This window comes from Marinobacter sp. W-8 (assembly GCF_044342215.1).
Lineage (GTDB): Bacteria > Pseudomonadota > Gammaproteobacteria > Pseudomonadales > Oleiphilaceae > Marinobacter > Marinobacter nauticus.
Window position 1 is genome coordinate 2,594,508 of sequence record NZ_CP172297.1, and the last position, 17,906, is coordinate 2,612,413.

Consider the following 17,906-nt stretch of genomic DNA (forward strand, 5'->3'; position numbering starts at 1 on the left):
CTTGTTAGCTAACCAATTTGAGGGCTTATCCAGTCGCTCTGCTTTGGTCACGTTACTCCTTCTCCCGATACAGCAAAGCCGTTATCTGCTCCGACACCAACCCCATTAGAAAAACCAGAATCGCCGTAGTTAACAGCAATGCCCCCATGTTGGTAAAACGCCCATCCGTCATGTAAGTATATGCATAGTAAAGTACACCACCGCCACCCAACACCATAGAAATTGGAAAAAATAGCTTTAACGGTGAGAACAAAGTGCCAATCTTGAAAATAATCAGCAGAAAGCGAAGGCCATCTTTCGAAAGGCTGATGTGGCTTTTAGAGCCTTCCGCTCGTTTCAACACAGTTATCGGTACGTAAGCAACCGAGTACCCTGCTCTAAAAAAACTCATAGTAATAGTGGTTGGGTACGAAAATTTGTTTGGCAGCAGGCTGATAAATTCCAGGAACTTGCTGCGGCGAACCGCCCGAAAGCCTGACGTCAGGTCATCAATCCGGTGCCCCACCATCCAGCTGGCAAAACGATTATAAAATCCGTTTGCTAATGATCGGTGCAGGCCCGCCTGCCCCTCGTGGCTGCGTGCGCCCACCACCATATCGTAGCCATCATTCAGCTTTGCTAGTAATGGCGCAATATCTTCCGGCCGGTGTTGGCCATCCGCATCCATGCACACCACAATATCCCAGGTGGCCGCCCGCATCCCAGTTTTGATGGCGGCTCCATTACCTTTGCTATATGGCTGATTCAATACTTTTGCCCCAGCCTGCGCTGCAACCGCTGCAGTCTCATCGCTGGAACCATCATTTACCACTATCACTTCAGCGTCAGGAAAAAGGCGTAGGACTCCCTGCACCGTGCCACCAATGGCTACGGACTCATTTTTTGCAGGTATAACAACGGACAAACTGGTTTTCATTCAGTAATTCTCCGGCAGAGCAAACTTAACCACCAAGACGACAATCAACTCTCCTTTTGGCGCAGATGAGCATCCAAATCTGAACGAATAATCACCCGCAGGCTTTCCCGCTCACCTTCGTAATAATTTGTCCACTTCAAATACCAGTTGCGTAAGGACTGAAGGGAAATCTCACCATCACCTTGCCCCCCGGGGACGTTGGAATCGTCCAGCAACTCAAGTGCTTCCTGGTAATGCCCAGCACTGGCCAGCATAGCTGCGCCGCGCAACTGTGTCCCCAGCTGGCCACTTACAGCGATTAACTCGCGCAAACTCCGATAGGCTGCCTGCGCATCTCCATCGAGAAGAAACAATGCAGCTCGGCGCTGCAATAGTAACTGCTCAAATTGTCCTCCATCGTGATTGCCAGCTTGCTGCAAGCGTTCGATTAATGCCAGCAACTCACTCAGTTCACTAAAGCGCCCGCAATTACCCGCCATCAAATAATCGAGCAATTTCTCGGTCTGGTACGTGCCTACTGCTCCCATTCGCCCTTTAGCCTGCAAGACCGACTCGACCCTGTCGAGGGCTGCATCGGGCGACTGATCTTGCGCACACTGGTACATTACCCGCGTTATCAACCAGGCCAACCCATTTGGGTCGAGCTCGATTGCACGTTGGTTCAAGCGAGCAGCCTCCTCATAATTGCCCACGTCCCACCAGAAACCAGCTAGATAGTTCTGCGCCCGTGGCGAGTCTGGATTAACCTGCGCCCATTTTAATGCCTGCAAGTATGGGTTAGACCACAGATCTGCCCGCATAAACGTCATCGCTGCGAGCATCAACACAACGCCAACGGGAACCGCAACGCGAATATCCTGCGGCACGGCTGCACGCGTCAGCCACCAAGTTGCCAGCGGCAAACCAGCCAACATCGCGGGCAGGTAGTTACGGTGCTCGAAGTAAAGCTCCAGCTGCAGAAAGCTCGATTCCAGCACATGCCCCATCAGAAAGAATAATACCGCCGCTGCCACGAACGGATAGCGGCGCCGTACTCTAACCGCCCAAACCATGAACGCAAGCCACGCGGCCCAAGCCAGAGCCGTCGTCCACGGCGTGAATATGCCAGTGGACAAACGAACATCATCATTGAATAAGCCGCCCGGGTACGGTCGCGGCAAGATAAGGTTAAAAACGTAATCCCAAAGGATTCGCCCTTCGGTCAACAGGCGCTCAAATGGCGTAAAATCCCGGTTTCCTGCCTCACCGGCCAGCAGGGCCGGTACCGCACGAGCCACATAAAGCAACAGCAGTAACAGAGGAATGCCCAGTACAATTCTGCGTAACCAGTGAAAACTCGTCTTCGCCTCGTAACCGCGCCGTGCATCCATGGACGCCAGAACAGTCACTTCCAGTACCAGCACAAACCCAGGCAACAGCGCCCCGTTTTCTTTAGACAGCACCGACAGTAGACCAAAGCCCCAGACCGCCACCAGCGCGGTCAGCCACATACGCCAATCGCCCTTCGGGGAATGAAGCCGCCTCCACGACACCCACATCCACAACCCGGCCAGAGTATATAAAGCCGCAAGCTGCGCCATACGCTGTACCACATATAAAGTGGTTGATACCCAAAATGGGTGCAGCAACCATAACGCCATAGCCAGAAGCGCAATCCAGCCAGAGCACATCTTCGGCTTCCCGGCAGCCCGCAATAAAGAGCGTAGCAAACCGAACAACAGGAGGCCGTTTGCCAGGTGAATCAGCAGATTGCTACGCTTGAACGGCCACGGATCTGCAGGCCAGACGTCAGCATCCATCAGAAACGATAAGTGCGACAGCGGTCGACCGGTTGGGCCGGAAAACCCAGATAGCAAGTACAACCAGAAGCTCTGCCAGTTATCGATGCGCCCATACATCCCCAGCAAGGCTAGGTTGCTATAATCGTCGAACAGAAAATCGCCCTTCAGCCCGGGCCAGTAAACCAGCCAGGCCAGGCCCATAGTCAGAACCATGGTGACAAACAGCGCCACCGGCCGGGTAGCAGCTTTTGCCAACCATCTGCTCATGGCGTTGCCTCGCTTACTGTTGCACGGCCTGGCTTTGCATTACGCCCCGACTCAAGTCTGGCGCGGAAGCGCTTGATGGCAGCATCCTCACGCCCCAAGCTGTTTACCGCCGCCAACCGCTCTATACTTGCCGCAGCCCGATCATATTGTCCCAGCGACAGCTGAAGAGTAATCAAATTACGCCAGCCAGCCGGGTTTTTGGGGCTAATGGCCACGGCCAGGTACAACAATGGCTCAGCCTTGGCGATTTCGTGGGTCACATTCAGTAGAAAGTTAGCCTGAAGTGTCATCAGCATGACATCCCGCGGCTGCGCCACACGCGCGGCTTCAATCACCTGCCGCAGTGGCTCGACCGGAATGGGTATATCGCGATTTCCCCGTGCTGCAATCAAGCTATATAGCGCCGTTTTGTCCTGAGCCGATAACGATCTTGATGAAACATAATCCCGCATTCCAGACCACCAGGCCGGGTCAATCGGCAAGTCATGCCGGGCATGCTCAAAGATCAGCCCCTGCCAGGGCAACAGACTAGTGCCAGGTAACTCTGCCGCCTTGCGCCAAGCATCCATAGCCAATAAAAACTCTCGCGAATCAGGCTGCGGTGCGTGCCGCATTAGTTCGTACCCAAGCGCATACTGAGCCCGCGGCGAATCAGTTTGGCGAGCAGCCTCAAAATAGGCGTGCTGCAGTGGGTCACTCCATTCGTTGGCCCTAAGAAAGGTAAGAAAACCATATAGCACCACCAGCGTCACCACGGCAAATTGCCGCACGAAGACCATTCCCGGCAAACGTCCATCCAGCAACACCGCAAACAGAGCTAACAAAATACCGAAGGAACCCAGATAATTACGATGCTCGTAGACTAGCTCAAGATTTAAAAAAGTTGACACCAGCAAGTGCATTACAAAAAACCAGAAGATACCAAAGCTCAACAACCGCATGCGATGCCGGGCGAAGAATACACCCACTACCATCAACAACAAGCTCAACACCGAGGTTAGCGTGGTCCAAGGTGTAAACGGGCCACGCGAGATAGGAAAGGCATCGTGGTAAAGACTTAACGCTCCCGGGTTGGGTGCCACAATCCAGACAAGGTAATGCCACAGTACCCGCGCTTCGGTCCATAGTCTCTCATACAGATTAAAGGGACGGTTACTAAACTCTGGATTGGAAAATACCCTCGGCAACAGCCACGCCAGCCCAAGCAAAGCAGGAATCACCAGCAGCACCATAAACATACGCAGCACCGCCGCTCGCTCGGCTGATTTTCGTGCCCCAAAGCCAAACATTAACCACTCAACCAGCAATGCATACACCGGTAGCATCACCGCACTTTCTTTACTCAGGACGCCCAGCCCAGTCCCCAGAAGCAGCCCCCCCCACATCCAGCGTAGGGCGCCTTTTTTCCCCTCCGTCAAACGGGCCCGCCCGCGCCAAAATGCCAATACGCCCAGCAGCATGAACAGCGCCGACAGGCTTTCCATCCGCTGGATAACAAACAAAACGCCGGTGAGATTAATCGGCGCAAGCGCCCACGCTAGCGCCACCAGCAGTGCGACTAGGGGCTTAGGCAACAGAAAACATCGCCCGCATTGTTCCCCGAATTGCCGCTCGTAACGCCGTAAAATCAAGCTCGCCAGATAAAACAGCAGCAAAGCGTTGGCGATATGTATACCGACGTTGACAAGTTTCATCGGTCGCGGATCAAGCCCGAAAAAATAACGCTCGACCGACAGGCTCAGCATGGCAATCGGCCGCTTAAGCGGGCCTGAGTCACTTGCCATTGCCCCTTGCCACAACTGGCTAAAATTCAAACCCGTCAGATTAGTACGATCGTTATCTACCAAATTCGGAAAATCATCGAGAATGTAGCCACCACTCAGCCCGGGCCAATAAACTAAAAATACCGCTAACGACAAAAGGACCGCTGCAGCGAAAACCTGGGAGCGCGAGGTGAAAGACATTTTTACAGCACCCTAAAAAAAACACCCCGCGAGCGGGGTGCTTTTACTATAAGAGTCAGAAATACGATTTAGCGGCAGCTAGAAGGCAGATACTTCGCTTCGATTGTTCCCGCCTTACAGGTCCACTGAACACTTCCAGCGGAAGTGAAAGCGGAAAGCACCATTGTCTTGCCGTTGATCTGAGCGTTAGCACTCTGTGAGCCAGTGTTGCTGTATGTCACAGTAATAACGCCGCTGGCATTCGTCACTGATGAGACATAGTTTCCTGTAATGGTTGTTGCAATTCCGGCGTTCGCGTTATTGCTTGGATAAGCCCCATTTGTCTGAACAAATTCAGAAACCGCTGTCTTAACACCGCTTGTCAAGGACATCCCTTCAGAGACTTGAGACCGAATCGTATAATCCTGATAAGCCGGAATAGCCACAGCCGCCAAAATACCAATAATCGCCACAACGATCATCAGTTCGATCAGAGTAAAACCCTGCTGACCTTTGTTCATCTGAATCTTTTGCATGTTATCAACCTCAAGAGTTGTCATTTTTCGTTTATCCAGCTCCGGGGCGGTGGAGCTTTGCCCCGTTTCCGCGCTGAGCGTGGTGTAAACTAAGCAGTTACCGTGCCAATTGCAAGAAAATGTTAAAACATCCTTTTTTTCACAGCACGTTGCAAACTTTTGTGACGAACTTCACACACTGATTCGAAGTCGTTTTCCCGCCAACCAGCGTCTCGAAGTGACATTTTTCGTCACCCCAACCCGCGCATTTCGACGTGGCGCAGAGTACGACAGATTATTGCGAATGATCAAGTCTGGGACGGGCTGCGCTTTCCAAACGTGAAGGACACATCTAAACTCTCTGAGCATAAACACGCGATTCAGCCACTTAGACGACTTTTCTCAGAGCATTTATGGCGAACAGCAACCGAAACGTGACTTTGACGGGCCTCGCCCGTCGTTTTGTGGACGACGGCCTTCTGGATGAAGAAACCGCAAAAGATGCATTTATCCAGGCATCTCAGAACCGAATTCCACTGATTACCTACCTGACCCAGAATCAACTTGCCGATAGCTCCAGGCTCGCCTTCTCGGCAGCTATGGAATTCGGCGTTTCGGTATTGGACCTGGATTCCTTTCTTCCCGAAATGATGCCGGAGAAGGTGGTCGACGAAAAACTGGTTCGCAAACATAACGCGCTCCCACTGTACAAAAGGGGTAACCGGCTATTTATCGCTGTTTCAGACCCCACCAATATTCAGGCTTTGGATGAAATCAAGTTCAATACCGGCCTGAGCACCGACGCGATTCTGGTAGACGACTCAAAACTCCGCGCTGCTATCGACAAATATCTGGAGTCCCAGGACACCACAATGGGCGACTTGGACGATGCAGATTTGGAAGGGGTCGAAACAGAAGGCGGTGAGGGTGAGGACGACGATGGCGCCGTATCCGCCACGGATGTTGATGATGCGCCCATTGTTAAATATGTGAATAAGATGCTGCTGGATGCAATTCGGGGCGGGGCTTCGGATATTCACTTTGAGCCCTACGAGAAGATCTACCGGGTTCGCTACCGGACCGATGGCATATTAAAAGAGGTATCTCGCCCCTCCATCAAGTTGGCGCCCAAGATCTCGGCCCGTGTAAAGATTATGGCGCAACTGGATATTTCTGAGCGTAGGGTGCCACAGGATGGCCGTATAAAAATGAAGCTGTCCAAAACCAAGGCTATCGATTTCCGCGTAAATACGTTGCCAACGCTCTGGGGTGAAAAGATCGTTTTGCGGATTCTGGATCCTAGTCAGGCAAAACTCGGCATTGACGTTCTGGGCTACGAGGAAGACCAGAAGAAGCTGTATATGGATGCTTTGGCCCAGCCCCAGGGCATGATCCTAGTCACAGGGCCGACAGGTTCCGGTAAAACCGTATCGCTTTATACCGGCTTGAACATTTTGAACACCCCGGGCATCAACATTTCCACAGCGGAAGATCCGGCAGAGATCAACCTGGAAGGCATTAATCAGGTAAACGTAAACAACCGAGTAGGGCTTGGCTTTGCCGAGGCACTGCGCGCCTTCCTGCGCCAAGACCCGGACGTCATCATGGTGGGTGAGATCCGGGATCTGGAAACCGCCAACATTGCCATCAAAGCCGCACAGACCGGGCACCTGGTTCTATCTACCCTACACACTAACAGCGCCGCCGAGACTCTCACACGAATGATGAACATGGGGGTGCCCGCGTTTAACATAGCCACATCGGTAAGTTTGATTATTGCCCAACGACTGGGCCGACGACTCTGCAGCAGCTGCAAACAACCCGCCGATGTGCCTAAAGACGTGCTTTTGAAGGAAGGGTTCACACAAGAACAAATTGAAACAGGCTTCACGTTGTACCGCCCCAAGGGCTGTGATAAATGCAATGGTGAATATAAAGGCCGCGTAGGTATTTACGAAGTGGTCAAGATCACCGACGAGTTGGCAAGCATGATTATGGAAGAGGCCAGCTCCATCAAAATTGCAAAGCAGGCTCAGGCGGAAGGCTTCCGTAATCTCAGGCAATCAGCGCTTCTCAAGGTTATTGAAGGAGTGACCAGCCTGGAAGAAGCCAACCGTGTGACGAAGGATTAAGCATGGCAGAAAAAGCGCAGAAGCTCGAAGCATACGTTTGGGAAGGCAAAGACCGCAAAGGTAATAAAGCCAAAGGGGAGCTTGCGGGCTCCAATATCGCCTTGGTAAAAGCCCAGTTGCGCAAACAGGGCATCATTCCGGATAAGGTTAAGAAAAAGCCAAAGCCACTGTTTGGCGGCAGCAAGAAGATTACGCCTTTCGACATTGCAATGCTCACCCGCCAGCTGGCAACAATGATGAAAGCCGGCGTTCCGCTGGTTCAGAGCTTCGATATCGTGGCCGATGGCCTCGAAAATAAAGGCTTACAGGAACTGGTGATGACTATCCGGAACGATATTTCCTCCGGTACCGGTTTCGCATCTTCTCTACGCAAGCATCCTAAATATTTTGATGATCTTTATTGCAACCTGGTGGACTCAGGTGAGAAAGCCGGTGCGTTGGAACAAATGCTGGATCGTATCGCGACTTACCTTGAGAAAACGGAGATCCTGAAGAAAAAAGTCAAAAAGGCCATGACTTACCCAATTGCGGTTATCGTTGTCGCAATTGTCGTTACGGCTATTCTCTTGATAAAAGTCGTTCCTCAGTTTGAGAGCTTGTTCCAGGGCTTTGGGGCGGATCTACCTGTATTCACACAGTTCATTATTCGAATATCCGAATGGCTTCAGTCCTGGTGGTTTATTGTTTTGCTTGGAATCGTCGGTACGATTTTTCTTTTCAAAGAATCGAAGCGAAGATCCCAGAAATTTTCGGATTTCGTCGATAAATATGTATTGAAGTTGCCGATTGTCGGAGAAATCCTGGACAAATCTGCTGTCGCTAAATTCGGCCGTGTACTCTCTACCACGTTCGCGGCGGGCGTCCCGCTCGTTGACGCGCTCGATTCGGTTGCTGGCGCAACCGGCAACGCCGTGTATCGGGACGCTGTGATGAACATTAAAAACGATGTCTCAAGCGGTACCCAACTGCAAGCCTCTATGCGGCAACAGGGCGTCTTCCCTGTGATGGCAGTTCAATTGACTGCCATCGGCGAAGAGTCGGGCAATCTGGACGATATGCTGTCAAAAGTGGCCGAGCATTACGAAGGTGTCGTCGACGATATGGTTGATAACCTCACAGCCCTGATGGAGCCCATGATTATGGCCGTACTCGGCGTACTGGTTGGCGGCCTGATCGTTGGCATGTACCTTCCAATCTTCCAGATGGGTCAGGTTGTCTAGCGGTTTACTCAGCACACCATTTTCATCTGCCCCTCTCCTCCAAGGAGAGGGGGCAAAACAAGGATATAATTGAGTCTCTGAATGCTCCCCCTAGAAACAATCCTGTCCACCCCCTGGCTTCTCTACCTGGCGGTCATTTTCATCTCTCTCTGCGTCGGCAGCTTTCTTAACGTCGTCATCCTGCGCCTGCCCAAAATGATGAAGCAGGAATGGCGCTGCCAGTGCGAGGAGTTTCTGGAAGTACCGGAGAGCGGCCGCAAGCCGGATGAGCGGATAACTCTTTCAAAACCGGCATCCACCTGCCCCTCCTGCGGCCACAAAATTCGCGCCTGGGAAAACATTCCGGTCATCAGCTGGCTAATGCTTGGCGGCAAATGCTCTTCATGCAAAACACGTATTTCGCCGCGTTACCCCATCATTGAAGCACTGACTGCGGTTTTTTCCGTAGTAACGGTTTACCTGTTGGGTCCATCTGAGTCCGCACTCTGGGCGTTGCTGATGGTCTGGGCGCTGGTGGCGCTGACCATGATCGATTTCGACACACAACTCCTGCCAGACGGCATCACCCTGCCCCTGATGTGGCTTGGACTGGTGCTTAACTACTTTGGTGTGCTGACGGATTTTGGCAGCGCTTTCTGGGGCGCTGTTGCCGGTTATCTGTCACTCTGGAGTGTGTACTGGTTGTTCAAGCTTGCTACTGGCAAGGAGGGCATGGGGCACGGGGATTTCAAGCTGTTGGCGGCGTTGGGCGCCTGGCTGGGTTGGCAACTGCTGCCTGCGGTGATTCTGCTCTCCTCTCTGGTGGGCGCGATTGTGGGCATCAGTCTGATGGTATTCCGCAAACACGGGCGTGAAGTGCCGATTCCTTTCGGCCCTTACCTGGCCGCTGCAGGCTTACTCTCGTTGTGGTTTGGGCCTGAAATCCAGGCCATATGGTTCGGGTACCTGGGAGTCTGAATGTCCCGCTATTCGGTTATCGGCCTCACCGGAGGTATTGGCTCCGGAAAATCCACGGTTGCACGCATGTTTGGTGCTCTCGGCGTGCATTGGGTGGATGCTGACGACGTCGCCCGACAGGTCGTAGAACCAGGCACACAGGCCCTGAGAGCCATCGCTGATCACTTCGGCGAGAGTATTATTCAGGGTAACGGCGAACTGGACCGTGCCGCCCTGCGCCAAAAGGTATTTGAGGATCCGGAACAACGACATTGGCTGGAGGCGCTGTTGCACCCCATTATCCGCCAGGAACTGATCCGCCAGTTATCACCCGAGGATTACGATCTGCCCTATGTGATGCTGGTCTCTCCCCTGCTTCTGGAGACCAACCAGCACGAACTGGTGGAGCGGATTGTTGTGGTGGATGTACCGGAAGAAACCCAGATTAACCGCACCATGACGAGAGACGGGAATAGCCGCGAACAAGTGGAGCGGATACTCGCTGCCCAAATGCCCAGAGCCGCCCGCCGCGAAAAAGCCGATGCGATTATCGACAACGCGCAGCCGCTGGAGCGTGTGAAAGCTTCAGTACACGCTCTGCACCAACGTTTTCTGGCGGATTTCAGCCAAGGAGCATAGTCTGATCCGCCCCGCACTTATTCTTACTGCACTTGCCACCGGCCTCCTCGCTTGTTCCTTCACGAAAGCGGCAGAACCGGTTATCACCATGCGTGATATCTCGGTGCCCGCCCTTCTGGCGCCGGAGCGCCTGCCGATTTCGTTCTATACCTTCAAACCCGATGAGTTCTGGGCAGAGCCCAGGGATTCCTGGTGGCTGGGAGTCAGCGACTGGGTTATTCGGCAGGAACGTCAGCATGGCCCAACAGTGCAGTCCCTGGGTGCATGGGCAGACCGGACACTCTCCGGATCTTCCCAGGCGCTGCCAAATAACGAAAGCTACCTGAGACTGGGGTTTGCAGCAGAATCCGAATACAGCGATCCGGCCCAGTTCGAGCCTGAGCTGCGTTTTCGTCTTGATGTACCCACCGCTGAGGAGAAACTGCGACTGGTAGTAGAGAGTGAAAGCGAGGAACTGATCCCACTGGCGGAGCGTGAGCGGGACAGGCAACTGACAGAGCCAGAGCGAACCGACACTGAAACAACCGGCGCCCTGAGATTTCTGACCGATGTCGGTGATGCCATCAACCTCTCGACCGATATTGGTGGCCGACTGAGGCTGCCACCCGAACTCTTCTGGCGTATGAAAGCGCGCAAGGGCTGGAAAATCGACAACGATTGGGCACTCAATGCCCAGCAACGTTTTTACTATTATCATACCGAAGGCTGGGGGGCTCGCAGTTGGGTTGGTTTAAACCGCTCACTGGGTAACGGCTGGCATTACTACAACTCATCCGAGCTGGAATGGATTCATTCTGACCGCGAATTTGTCGGGGCCCATGTTCACAGCGTGCAGAAACGTCTGAATACCCGGTCGGTGATCACCCCTCGTATTGGCGTGCTTGGCGAGAGCCAGCCAACCTGGCGCACCACAAGCTACTTTACAGATATCACATGGCGCTACCGGGTGTATGACAATTGGCTGTTCGCGGAGCTGATTCCGGCCCTGGAGTATCGGCGCGATGACGGGTTTGACGACCAGGCGTCAATCGTATTCCGAATCGAAATGTACTTTGCAGGCACCATTGACCGGGAATGACATCAGAAATGAGCAGACCACTGCATAAAAGCCGGCCCGCCGAGGAAGCTCTGACACTCACACCGATTGCCATCACTCGCTCCTGCTTTCAGGACAAGTTCGGCGTTCCCCGGCAACCCGGCCTTACCCGCCATGCCCACGCGGAACTGGTTATACAAAGTCCCTTTGATCGTGAAGACGCTTTCCGGGGCCTTGAGTCAGCGAGCCATATCTGGCTTACCTTCCAGTTTCATGAAGCCGTTCGCGCCGAATGGCGCCCGGTGGTTCGGCCCCCGAGGCTTGGGGGTAACAAGAAAATCGGTGTGTTTGCCAGCCGTTCGCCTTTTCGCCCGAACAGTCTTGGCCTGTCAGTCGTCAGGAACGAAGGCCTCGCTCGCAAGAATGGCGAACTGGTCCTGAAGATCAGTAATCATGATCTTATTGAGGGCACACCAATTCTCGACATCAAGCCCTACCTGCCGTTTTCGGACTCCGTCCCGGAGGCATCACTGGGCTGGGCAGACAGCGCGCCGACCGACAGATTGGAGGTGACCTTTGCTCCGGAAGCCTCTGACCAGCTAAGCCAGCTTCCGGAGGCCGACTATCCGGATTTCCGCGCCCTGATTGAGGACGTCGTCAGTTACGACCCGCGCCCGTCATTCCGCCGTGGACGGGATGAACAACGAATCTACGGAGCCAACCTGTTCGACAAGAATGTTCGGTTTCGATTTGTGAATGAAGATTCAATCATGCGTGTGGAAGTGATATCCGTCTGTTAAGATGCACCTTGGTGATTTTGTAGTCGACACAGGGAACTTGTGCCTTGCCTTCAAACCAGTTCTTCAAGCGTTTGGGTTTGCGCCCACTGGCACTGCGGTTGCTTGGGTGGGTGCTGCTGTACAGCCTGATATTGTCACTGGTGGCAACGGGTGTTCAGATGATTGGCGAATTCGAACGCCAGAAATCGGAATTGCAGAGCAGTCAGGAGCGCGCCGCTGAACTTATCGCCGGCGGCATGAGCACCAACTTGTGGGTGATGAATTTCAGTGAAGTGGCCAATAGCCTGGACGACATGCGTTCCATGCCTTTTATTGGCTATGCGCGGGTAATCACGACCACCGGCGAAGAATTCAGTACCGGCTCCTACCCTGAAGGCCGGGTAATTACCCAGACATTCCCCCTCGAATTCAACCGTTCCAGTTTTGACCGTCCGCAACGAGTGGGGGAACTGACCATTGTTTCGTCTATTGAACAGGTATACCAGGATATCCTCGATCGCGCCCTGCTGAATCTCCTGTTCCAGTCCATTGTGGTGATGCTGGGCACATTGGGATTGCTGTTGATTGTACGGGTAGCACTGTCCCGCCACCTGGAAACCATGGCGGACTATGCGGCGAAGCTGAATCTGGATGCGCTTGTTGAACCTCTTAAGCTGCGCCGGCGCAACCCTTCCCGGCCTGATGAACTTTCAGAACTGGAACAGGCATTGAATAAAATGCGGTTGCAGATTCTCGAGGACACCCGCTCATTAAGGCAGACCACCATCCAGACTCAGGGCGAACGGGACGAAGCCATCCGAGCCAATCACGCCAAGAATCAGTTCCTGGCCAATGTCAGCCACGAGCTGCGTATTCCGCTTCAGTCTGTCCTCGGTTACGCCAATTTGCTGACCGACACGCCTCTGGACCAGGAGCAACGGGAGTATGTGAATACCCTGCTCAATGCTTCGGAAAGCCTGTCCTCCATCATCAATGACCTGCTGGATATCTCCAGCATGGAAGCCGGCAAGCTGGAGCTTGAGGCTATTCCTTTTGACCTGCGCGAAACCCTGAACGATCTGATTCACATGCTTGGCTCCCGGGCCCGGGAAAAAGGTCTGGCCCTGGAAGTACGGGTGGATGAAAACCTGCCCTGGGCGCTGACGGGGGACCCGGTACGCATTCGCCAGGTGTTGCTTAACCTGTTATCCAATGCCATCAAATTCACGGATTCCGGCCATGTGCTTATCAGCATTGAGGTTCTTGGCAGAAAAGAAGGCAAAGTGCGCCTACGGTTGGCGGTTGAGGACACCGGGGTTGGTATAAATCCGGAGGACATACCTCTGGTCTACGAGCCCTATGTTCAACTTGGTCAGCGCTTCCAGCGTCAGTTACCTGGTGCGGGGCTTGGGCTCACCATCTGCCGTCAACTGGTCGATTTGATGGGCGGCTCGATGGATCTGGAGAGCCGGCCCGGCGAGGGCTCTACCTTCTGGGTGGAACTGTCACTTCAGGAAGCAACCGACGGCTCTGCCAAGGTGCGGCCGGATTCAAGGCAGGTGCAGGGCCGACGGGTACTGGTCGTTGATTCCTACGAGCTGTCACGCAAGATTACCCTGGAGATGCTATCCCGCTACGATGTTCATATTGATGCCGTCCGGTCAGCCGGGGAAGCACTGACCGCCCTGCGACAAGCCTTTGATGCAGGCATACCCTACGACGCTACAATTCTGGACGGCTTCGTGCCCGACATGGATGCGGATTTACTGTGCCGCCAGGTACGGAGCAACCCGCAATGGGCAGAAATGAGGCTTCTGATCCTGTCCTCCAACCCCCAGCGAGGGGACGCCGAGCATTTTCGCCAGGCCGGTGCTGATGCCTTCCTGAGCAAGTCGCTCCGGGAATCCTACCTGATTCCGATCCTGAACCAGCTGTTTACCCATGACACTCAACAGGAACGCCGGTTTCTTACCCGCTTTTCTCTGAAGACCATGGCGGATGCCGGAAGTCGCCAGCGGGAAATCCCTTGCGGTCGGATGCGGGTGCTGCTGGTGGAAGACAATCCCGTGAACCGCACCCTTACCCGGCGATTGCTGGAAAAACTGGGCTGCGAAGTCATGACGGCAAACGACGGGCAGGCCGCATCCTCTTTGTGGCAATGGCATCAGTTTGATGTGGTTTTCATGGACTGCGTTATGCCCCGGATGGACGGCTACGAAGCAACACGCCAGCTCCGGGCCTGGGAAACCAACCATGGTCGCAGCCGGGTACCGGTTGTGGCACTGACGGCCAGCGCCATGGAAGAAGACGAGGAACGTTGCCGCGAAGCGGGCATGGATTCCTTTGTGGCTAAACCTGTCAACCTTGAAATGCTACGGGCAGTGCTGGAACAATATTGTCAGGCTTCTGCAACATCCTGATGAAGCCGCAAGTCACCTGCCCGGAATCATGCCATGAATGTAGAGTGTCCCACCTGTAAGAAATCCGTGGAGTGGAGCGAGACCAACCCCTGGCGCCCCTTCTGCTCTGAGCGCTGCAAACTGATCGATCTGGGTGCCTGGGCCAATGAGGAGTATCGGGTGCCGGCCGAAAACGCCTCTCCCGATGATCTCGACCAGGGCGGCGAGGTTACCCGTCACTAACGTGTTGGTTGCGAGCCACTTACGGGCTTTTAAGTTGTTAACCACCCGGCAGATGTTTAACATCCGTTGACGTTGAAACTATCGCATATACCGGCAGTTGCGCCGGCCACGCTCTCATAACGACAGCAATAAAGGTGTACACATGAAGATTACCCGCATCTCAGCACTGGCACTTTCTCTTGCCGCCGCTCCGGTTCTGGCCAGTGACCTGGATCTGAGTCTGACCAACGATTCGGTCAAGGGTCAGGTTAACTTCTTCGGCAGCCAGGAAGAGCTGCAAATGGGTGCTGGATACACCTACCATGAAGGTAGTCGCCACATTATCAACGCCGATTTTCACGCTCAGGGCCGCACTGCCCTTGGGAATCTGCCAACAACTGCCGGCATCGGCATGCGTGGCGTCGGCTGGGATGACGACGATGTTGATGGCGGTGCCATCGGCCTTGGCGGTTTCGCCACGGTGAACATTCCGACCGTGCCCGGTCTGTCGTTTGGCGGCAGCCTGCACTACGCTCCAAGCATTCTGTCGTTCGGAGATTCCGACGACATGACCAGCGTGGAACTTCGGGGCAGCTACCGCGTTATCCGTAATGCGGAAGTGTTTGCCGGTTACCGTTACCTGAATACAGAACTGGATTTTTCCGGTTCTCCAGATGTGAATCTGGATGAGGGCGTGTTGGCAGGTATCAAGATCTTCTTCTGACCCCTTCGCCTCGGTTACCCGGCGCCTTGCCGGGTGACCGATTCGTGCAGCCATTCACGCCCTGCCCTCCTGATTACTGCTAGTCTGTCCGGACATTTGCAAACCGGACTGCGCTTTCATGAGACTGACAATCCCTTCCATACTGGCTACTTCCCTGTTGCTTTCCGCCTGTGGGGGCGGAGATAGTGCGATTGACGGCGCCAAAGACATTCCCAACCGGTTTGGCAACACTCAGAACGCGCTGGATGATTTCAGTTCCGGCAGTACCGGGGATTCCAGCAATGCCCGGGGCCTGAAGCCAAATCAGGTACGGGTTACCATGGAATTACCCGTTAATCTGGCACCTGAGGGCGAGCAAACACGGCGTAACCTTCGTATTGTGATTCCCGATCAGGTTCGGGTTTACCGCACCAACACCAGCGCACAAACCTTTGATGATGTTCGTTACTCCACTGAAAAAGGGACGGACGGCCACTTTATTCTGACCTTTGATAATGGCGTTCCCGTTGGTCCGGATGTGATCATTGAGGCCCGTTATGGCACAGCCACAATGACCGCTCTGGCAGCAGACACCGACCGGGATGTAAAGGTGAACCCCTTTTCCCATTATCTGGTTACCGAGGTGCTCTGGCGACGGTACTCCACCAATGATTTTCAGACCGTATTGGCCTGTGTGGATAACGCTTCGTGCCTGAACAAGTATGTATGGGGAACGCTGGCCGATCAGGTACACGATTTTGAGATTGAGATTCCGGAGAACGCTAACGTTACCCAAGCGACCTCTACACTGGCTAACCGGGCTGATTTTGCCAGCTATGTAGCAGATATGGCGGACTACGCACTGCTCGGCCAGGCATCCTCAGACCGTATTTCCGCCAGTGCGGCGGATTACAACTCCGTGTTTCTCGGCCTGGAATTGGGCCAGACGTTTCGCGAATCCAATGTGGCAGGAGCCGGCCAGTGGGGCGTCCGTATGGCTCAGGTAGAGCGGCTGACCGAGGACAACCGCGCCTTTTTGTATCCCGCACTGACGCTCACGTCGTTCGATGCCTTCAACCTTAACATCACGTCTCTGGCCACGGACATACCTTACGATCGCCAAACGCAGATTCACGGTTTTTTCGAGCGGAATAATTCCGGCATTCCAGAGCAGCTCTTTTTCGAGCGCGGGACCGAAACCTGGGAACGAAACAGCCATTCCAGCGCCCCGGGTGCTGCCACACTGACCACCGAAACACCGGCTCGCTTGCTGGCAGGAAGAGCCCTGTACCAAACCATCACCAAACGAAACAGCAGCCTGATCAATGGCTGGACCAGAAACCCTTACTATCTGGATGCCTTTACTTCCGAACCGGTGAATGACCAGAGCGGGCCAGACCGGGTACTGACCAACTATTTCACCGGCGGCAAAGCGATCGCGCTGGAAGATGATAACGGCAAGCTCAAACGCCGGAACATTCTCGAAAACCACTACCTGAGCGTATTCGAGCTACACCTCCAACGTGCGGAGGAATTCAAGGTCTCCGATATGGCCGAACAGGCCTATAACGTGACCTACCTGGCTACCCGCTTTTCCGATGAAGCCCCTGCGACATTCGAAACCGGGCACGGTCAGTGGACATTCGGCTCAGCGAGCGATCAGACCCTGAACGGTGCAGCCAACGTAAGCCAGTTCACCCTGGCCCGCGACGCCTCCGGTGGCGTGGCCACACCCGATACCAGCAATGATTCCTGGAACCTGATCAACCGACTTTCCCGCCTGAGTTCTGGTGATATTTATATGGGGCGGCTGGGGTTGTTCCGCAACGAGATCGACGAACGAACCAACTTCAACGACCCCAACTTTGGCATCCCCGACATGGGCCTGGGGGCGGCAACCCCAAATCAGGATCTGATGGCCTTTAACCTCAATGATGGCACGTTGGGCAGTGGCCTCCTGGTGGCAGGAAAAACGCTCACAGACGGAGCACTGACAGAAGGCACCTATCGGCTACAGGGCGCCATCGTTGGCGTGACCCAGGAGGAAAACCGGCTCTACCACGTGAACAATGCACAGCTGACCCTGGCGAACAGTTCTGCCAGCTTCGAGGGCACAACCATGATGGTGAACCACCTTATCGAAGACAACGAGGTGGTGGCCCCTGAAGAACTGCCGATGCAATTTAATGGCAGCTTCACAACAACATTGGAAGGGGGCATTTCGATTACCAGCGCCGGAGAATACGAGATGCGCGGCTTCTATACCGCGGCCGGCAACCAGGTCTTCCTGGTTATCAGCGACGATACCGGCCCGGAAATGAAAACCGGGCTATTGCTCGCAACCCTTGTTGAGGAATCCTCTGCGCCTTAAAACCTGAACCGCGGACAGCCCCGTATAACCTGTTATAATTCAAGCCA

Annotated in this window: 14 protein-coding genes; 10 read left to right on the forward strand and 4 right to left on the reverse strand. The window is 54.2% G+C overall.

The window, feature by feature from the left end; genetic code table 11:
- Window positions 1-52: 52 nt before the first annotated feature.
- From ACF8YQ_RS12015 to ACF8YQ_RS12030, 4 genes are all read right to left on the reverse strand, one after another.
- Entirely contained in the window at window positions 53-916 is an 864-nt protein-coding gene (locus ACF8YQ_RS12015) for a glycosyltransferase family 2 protein (RefSeq protein ID WP_396621533.1), read from the reverse strand.
- Between the two features lie 44 nt (window positions 917-960).
- Window positions 961-2,964: a tetratricopeptide repeat protein gene (locus ACF8YQ_RS12020; protein ID WP_396621534.1), complete on the reverse strand. Its 2,004-nt coding sequence runs from the start codon at window positions 2,962-2,964 to the stop codon at window positions 961-963.
- A complete protein-coding gene (locus tag ACF8YQ_RS12025; protein ID WP_396621535.1) occupies window positions 2,961-4,928 on the reverse strand; it encodes a tetratricopeptide repeat protein in 1,968 nt (655 codons plus the stop codon). The genes ACF8YQ_RS12020 and ACF8YQ_RS12025 overlap by 4 nt, the downstream gene beginning before the upstream one ends.
- 68 nt (window positions 4,929-4,996) lie before the next feature.
- On the reverse strand, window positions 4,997-5,467 hold the full coding sequence (locus tag ACF8YQ_RS12030; RefSeq protein ID WP_396621536.1) for a pilin: 471 nt from the start codon (window positions 5,465-5,467) through the stop codon (window positions 4,997-4,999).
- Between the two features lie 368 nt (window positions 5,468-5,835).
- Here ACF8YQ_RS12030 and pilB point away from each other — a divergent pair, with 368 nt between their 5' ends.
- The 10 genes from pilB (at window position 5,836) to ACF8YQ_RS12080 (ending at window position 17,859) form a co-directional block, all read left to right on the forward strand.
- Window positions 5,836-7,554, forward strand: coding sequence for a type IV-A pilus assembly ATPase PilB (gene pilB, locus ACF8YQ_RS12035; protein WP_396621537.1), 1,719 nt, complete (start codon window positions 5,836-5,838; stop codon window positions 7,552-7,554).
- Between the two features lie 2 nt (window positions 7,555-7,556).
- Complete coding sequence (locus tag ACF8YQ_RS12040) at window positions 7,557-8,774, forward strand: type II secretion system F family protein (RefSeq protein ID WP_396621538.1); 1,218 nt, start codon at window positions 7,557-7,559, stop codon at window positions 8,772-8,774.
- Window positions 8,775-8,855: 81 nt separating this feature from the next.
- On the forward strand, window positions 8,856-9,731 hold the full coding sequence (locus ACF8YQ_RS12045; protein ID WP_396621539.1) for a prepilin peptidase: 876 nt from the start codon (window positions 8,856-8,858) through the stop codon (window positions 9,729-9,731).
- Window positions 9,732-10,349: a dephospho-CoA kinase gene (gene coaE, locus ACF8YQ_RS12050; protein WP_396621540.1), complete on the forward strand. Its 618-nt coding sequence runs from the start codon at window positions 9,732-9,734 to the stop codon at window positions 10,347-10,349.
- Between the two features lie 88 nt (window positions 10,350-10,437).
- A complete protein-coding gene (locus ACF8YQ_RS12055; RefSeq protein WP_396621541.1) occupies window positions 10,438-11,427 on the forward strand; it encodes a hypothetical protein in 990 nt (329 codons plus the stop codon).
- 8 nt (window positions 11,428-11,435) lie between these two features.
- Window positions 11,436-12,185, forward strand: a complete 750-nt coding sequence (gene tsaA / locus ACF8YQ_RS12060) for a tRNA (N6-threonylcarbamoyladenosine(37)-N6)-methyltransferase TrmO (protein ID WP_011786131.1) — start codon at window positions 11,436-11,438, stop codon at window positions 12,183-12,185.
- 44 nt (window positions 12,186-12,229) lie between these two features.
- Window positions 12,230-14,584 carry a response regulator gene (locus ACF8YQ_RS12065; RefSeq protein WP_121207110.1) on the forward strand — a complete coding sequence of 785 codons (2,355 nt, stop codon included), beginning with the start codon at window positions 12,230-12,232 and terminating at the stop codon, window positions 14,582-14,584.
- Between the two features lie 33 nt (window positions 14,585-14,617).
- A complete protein-coding gene (yacG, locus tag ACF8YQ_RS12070; protein WP_011786133.1) occupies window positions 14,618-14,806 on the forward strand; it encodes a DNA gyrase inhibitor YacG in 189 nt (62 codons plus the stop codon).
- Between the two features lie 142 nt (window positions 14,807-14,948).
- Entirely contained in the window at window positions 14,949-15,509 is a 561-nt protein-coding gene (locus ACF8YQ_RS12075; protein ID WP_222179190.1) for a YfaZ family outer membrane protein, read from the forward strand.
- 118 nt (window positions 15,510-15,627) lie between these two features.
- Complete coding sequence (locus ACF8YQ_RS12080; RefSeq protein ID WP_396621542.1) at window positions 15,628-17,859, forward strand: hypothetical protein; 2,232 nt, start codon at window positions 15,628-15,630, stop codon at window positions 17,857-17,859.
- Window positions 17,860-17,906: the final 47 nt, after the last annotated feature.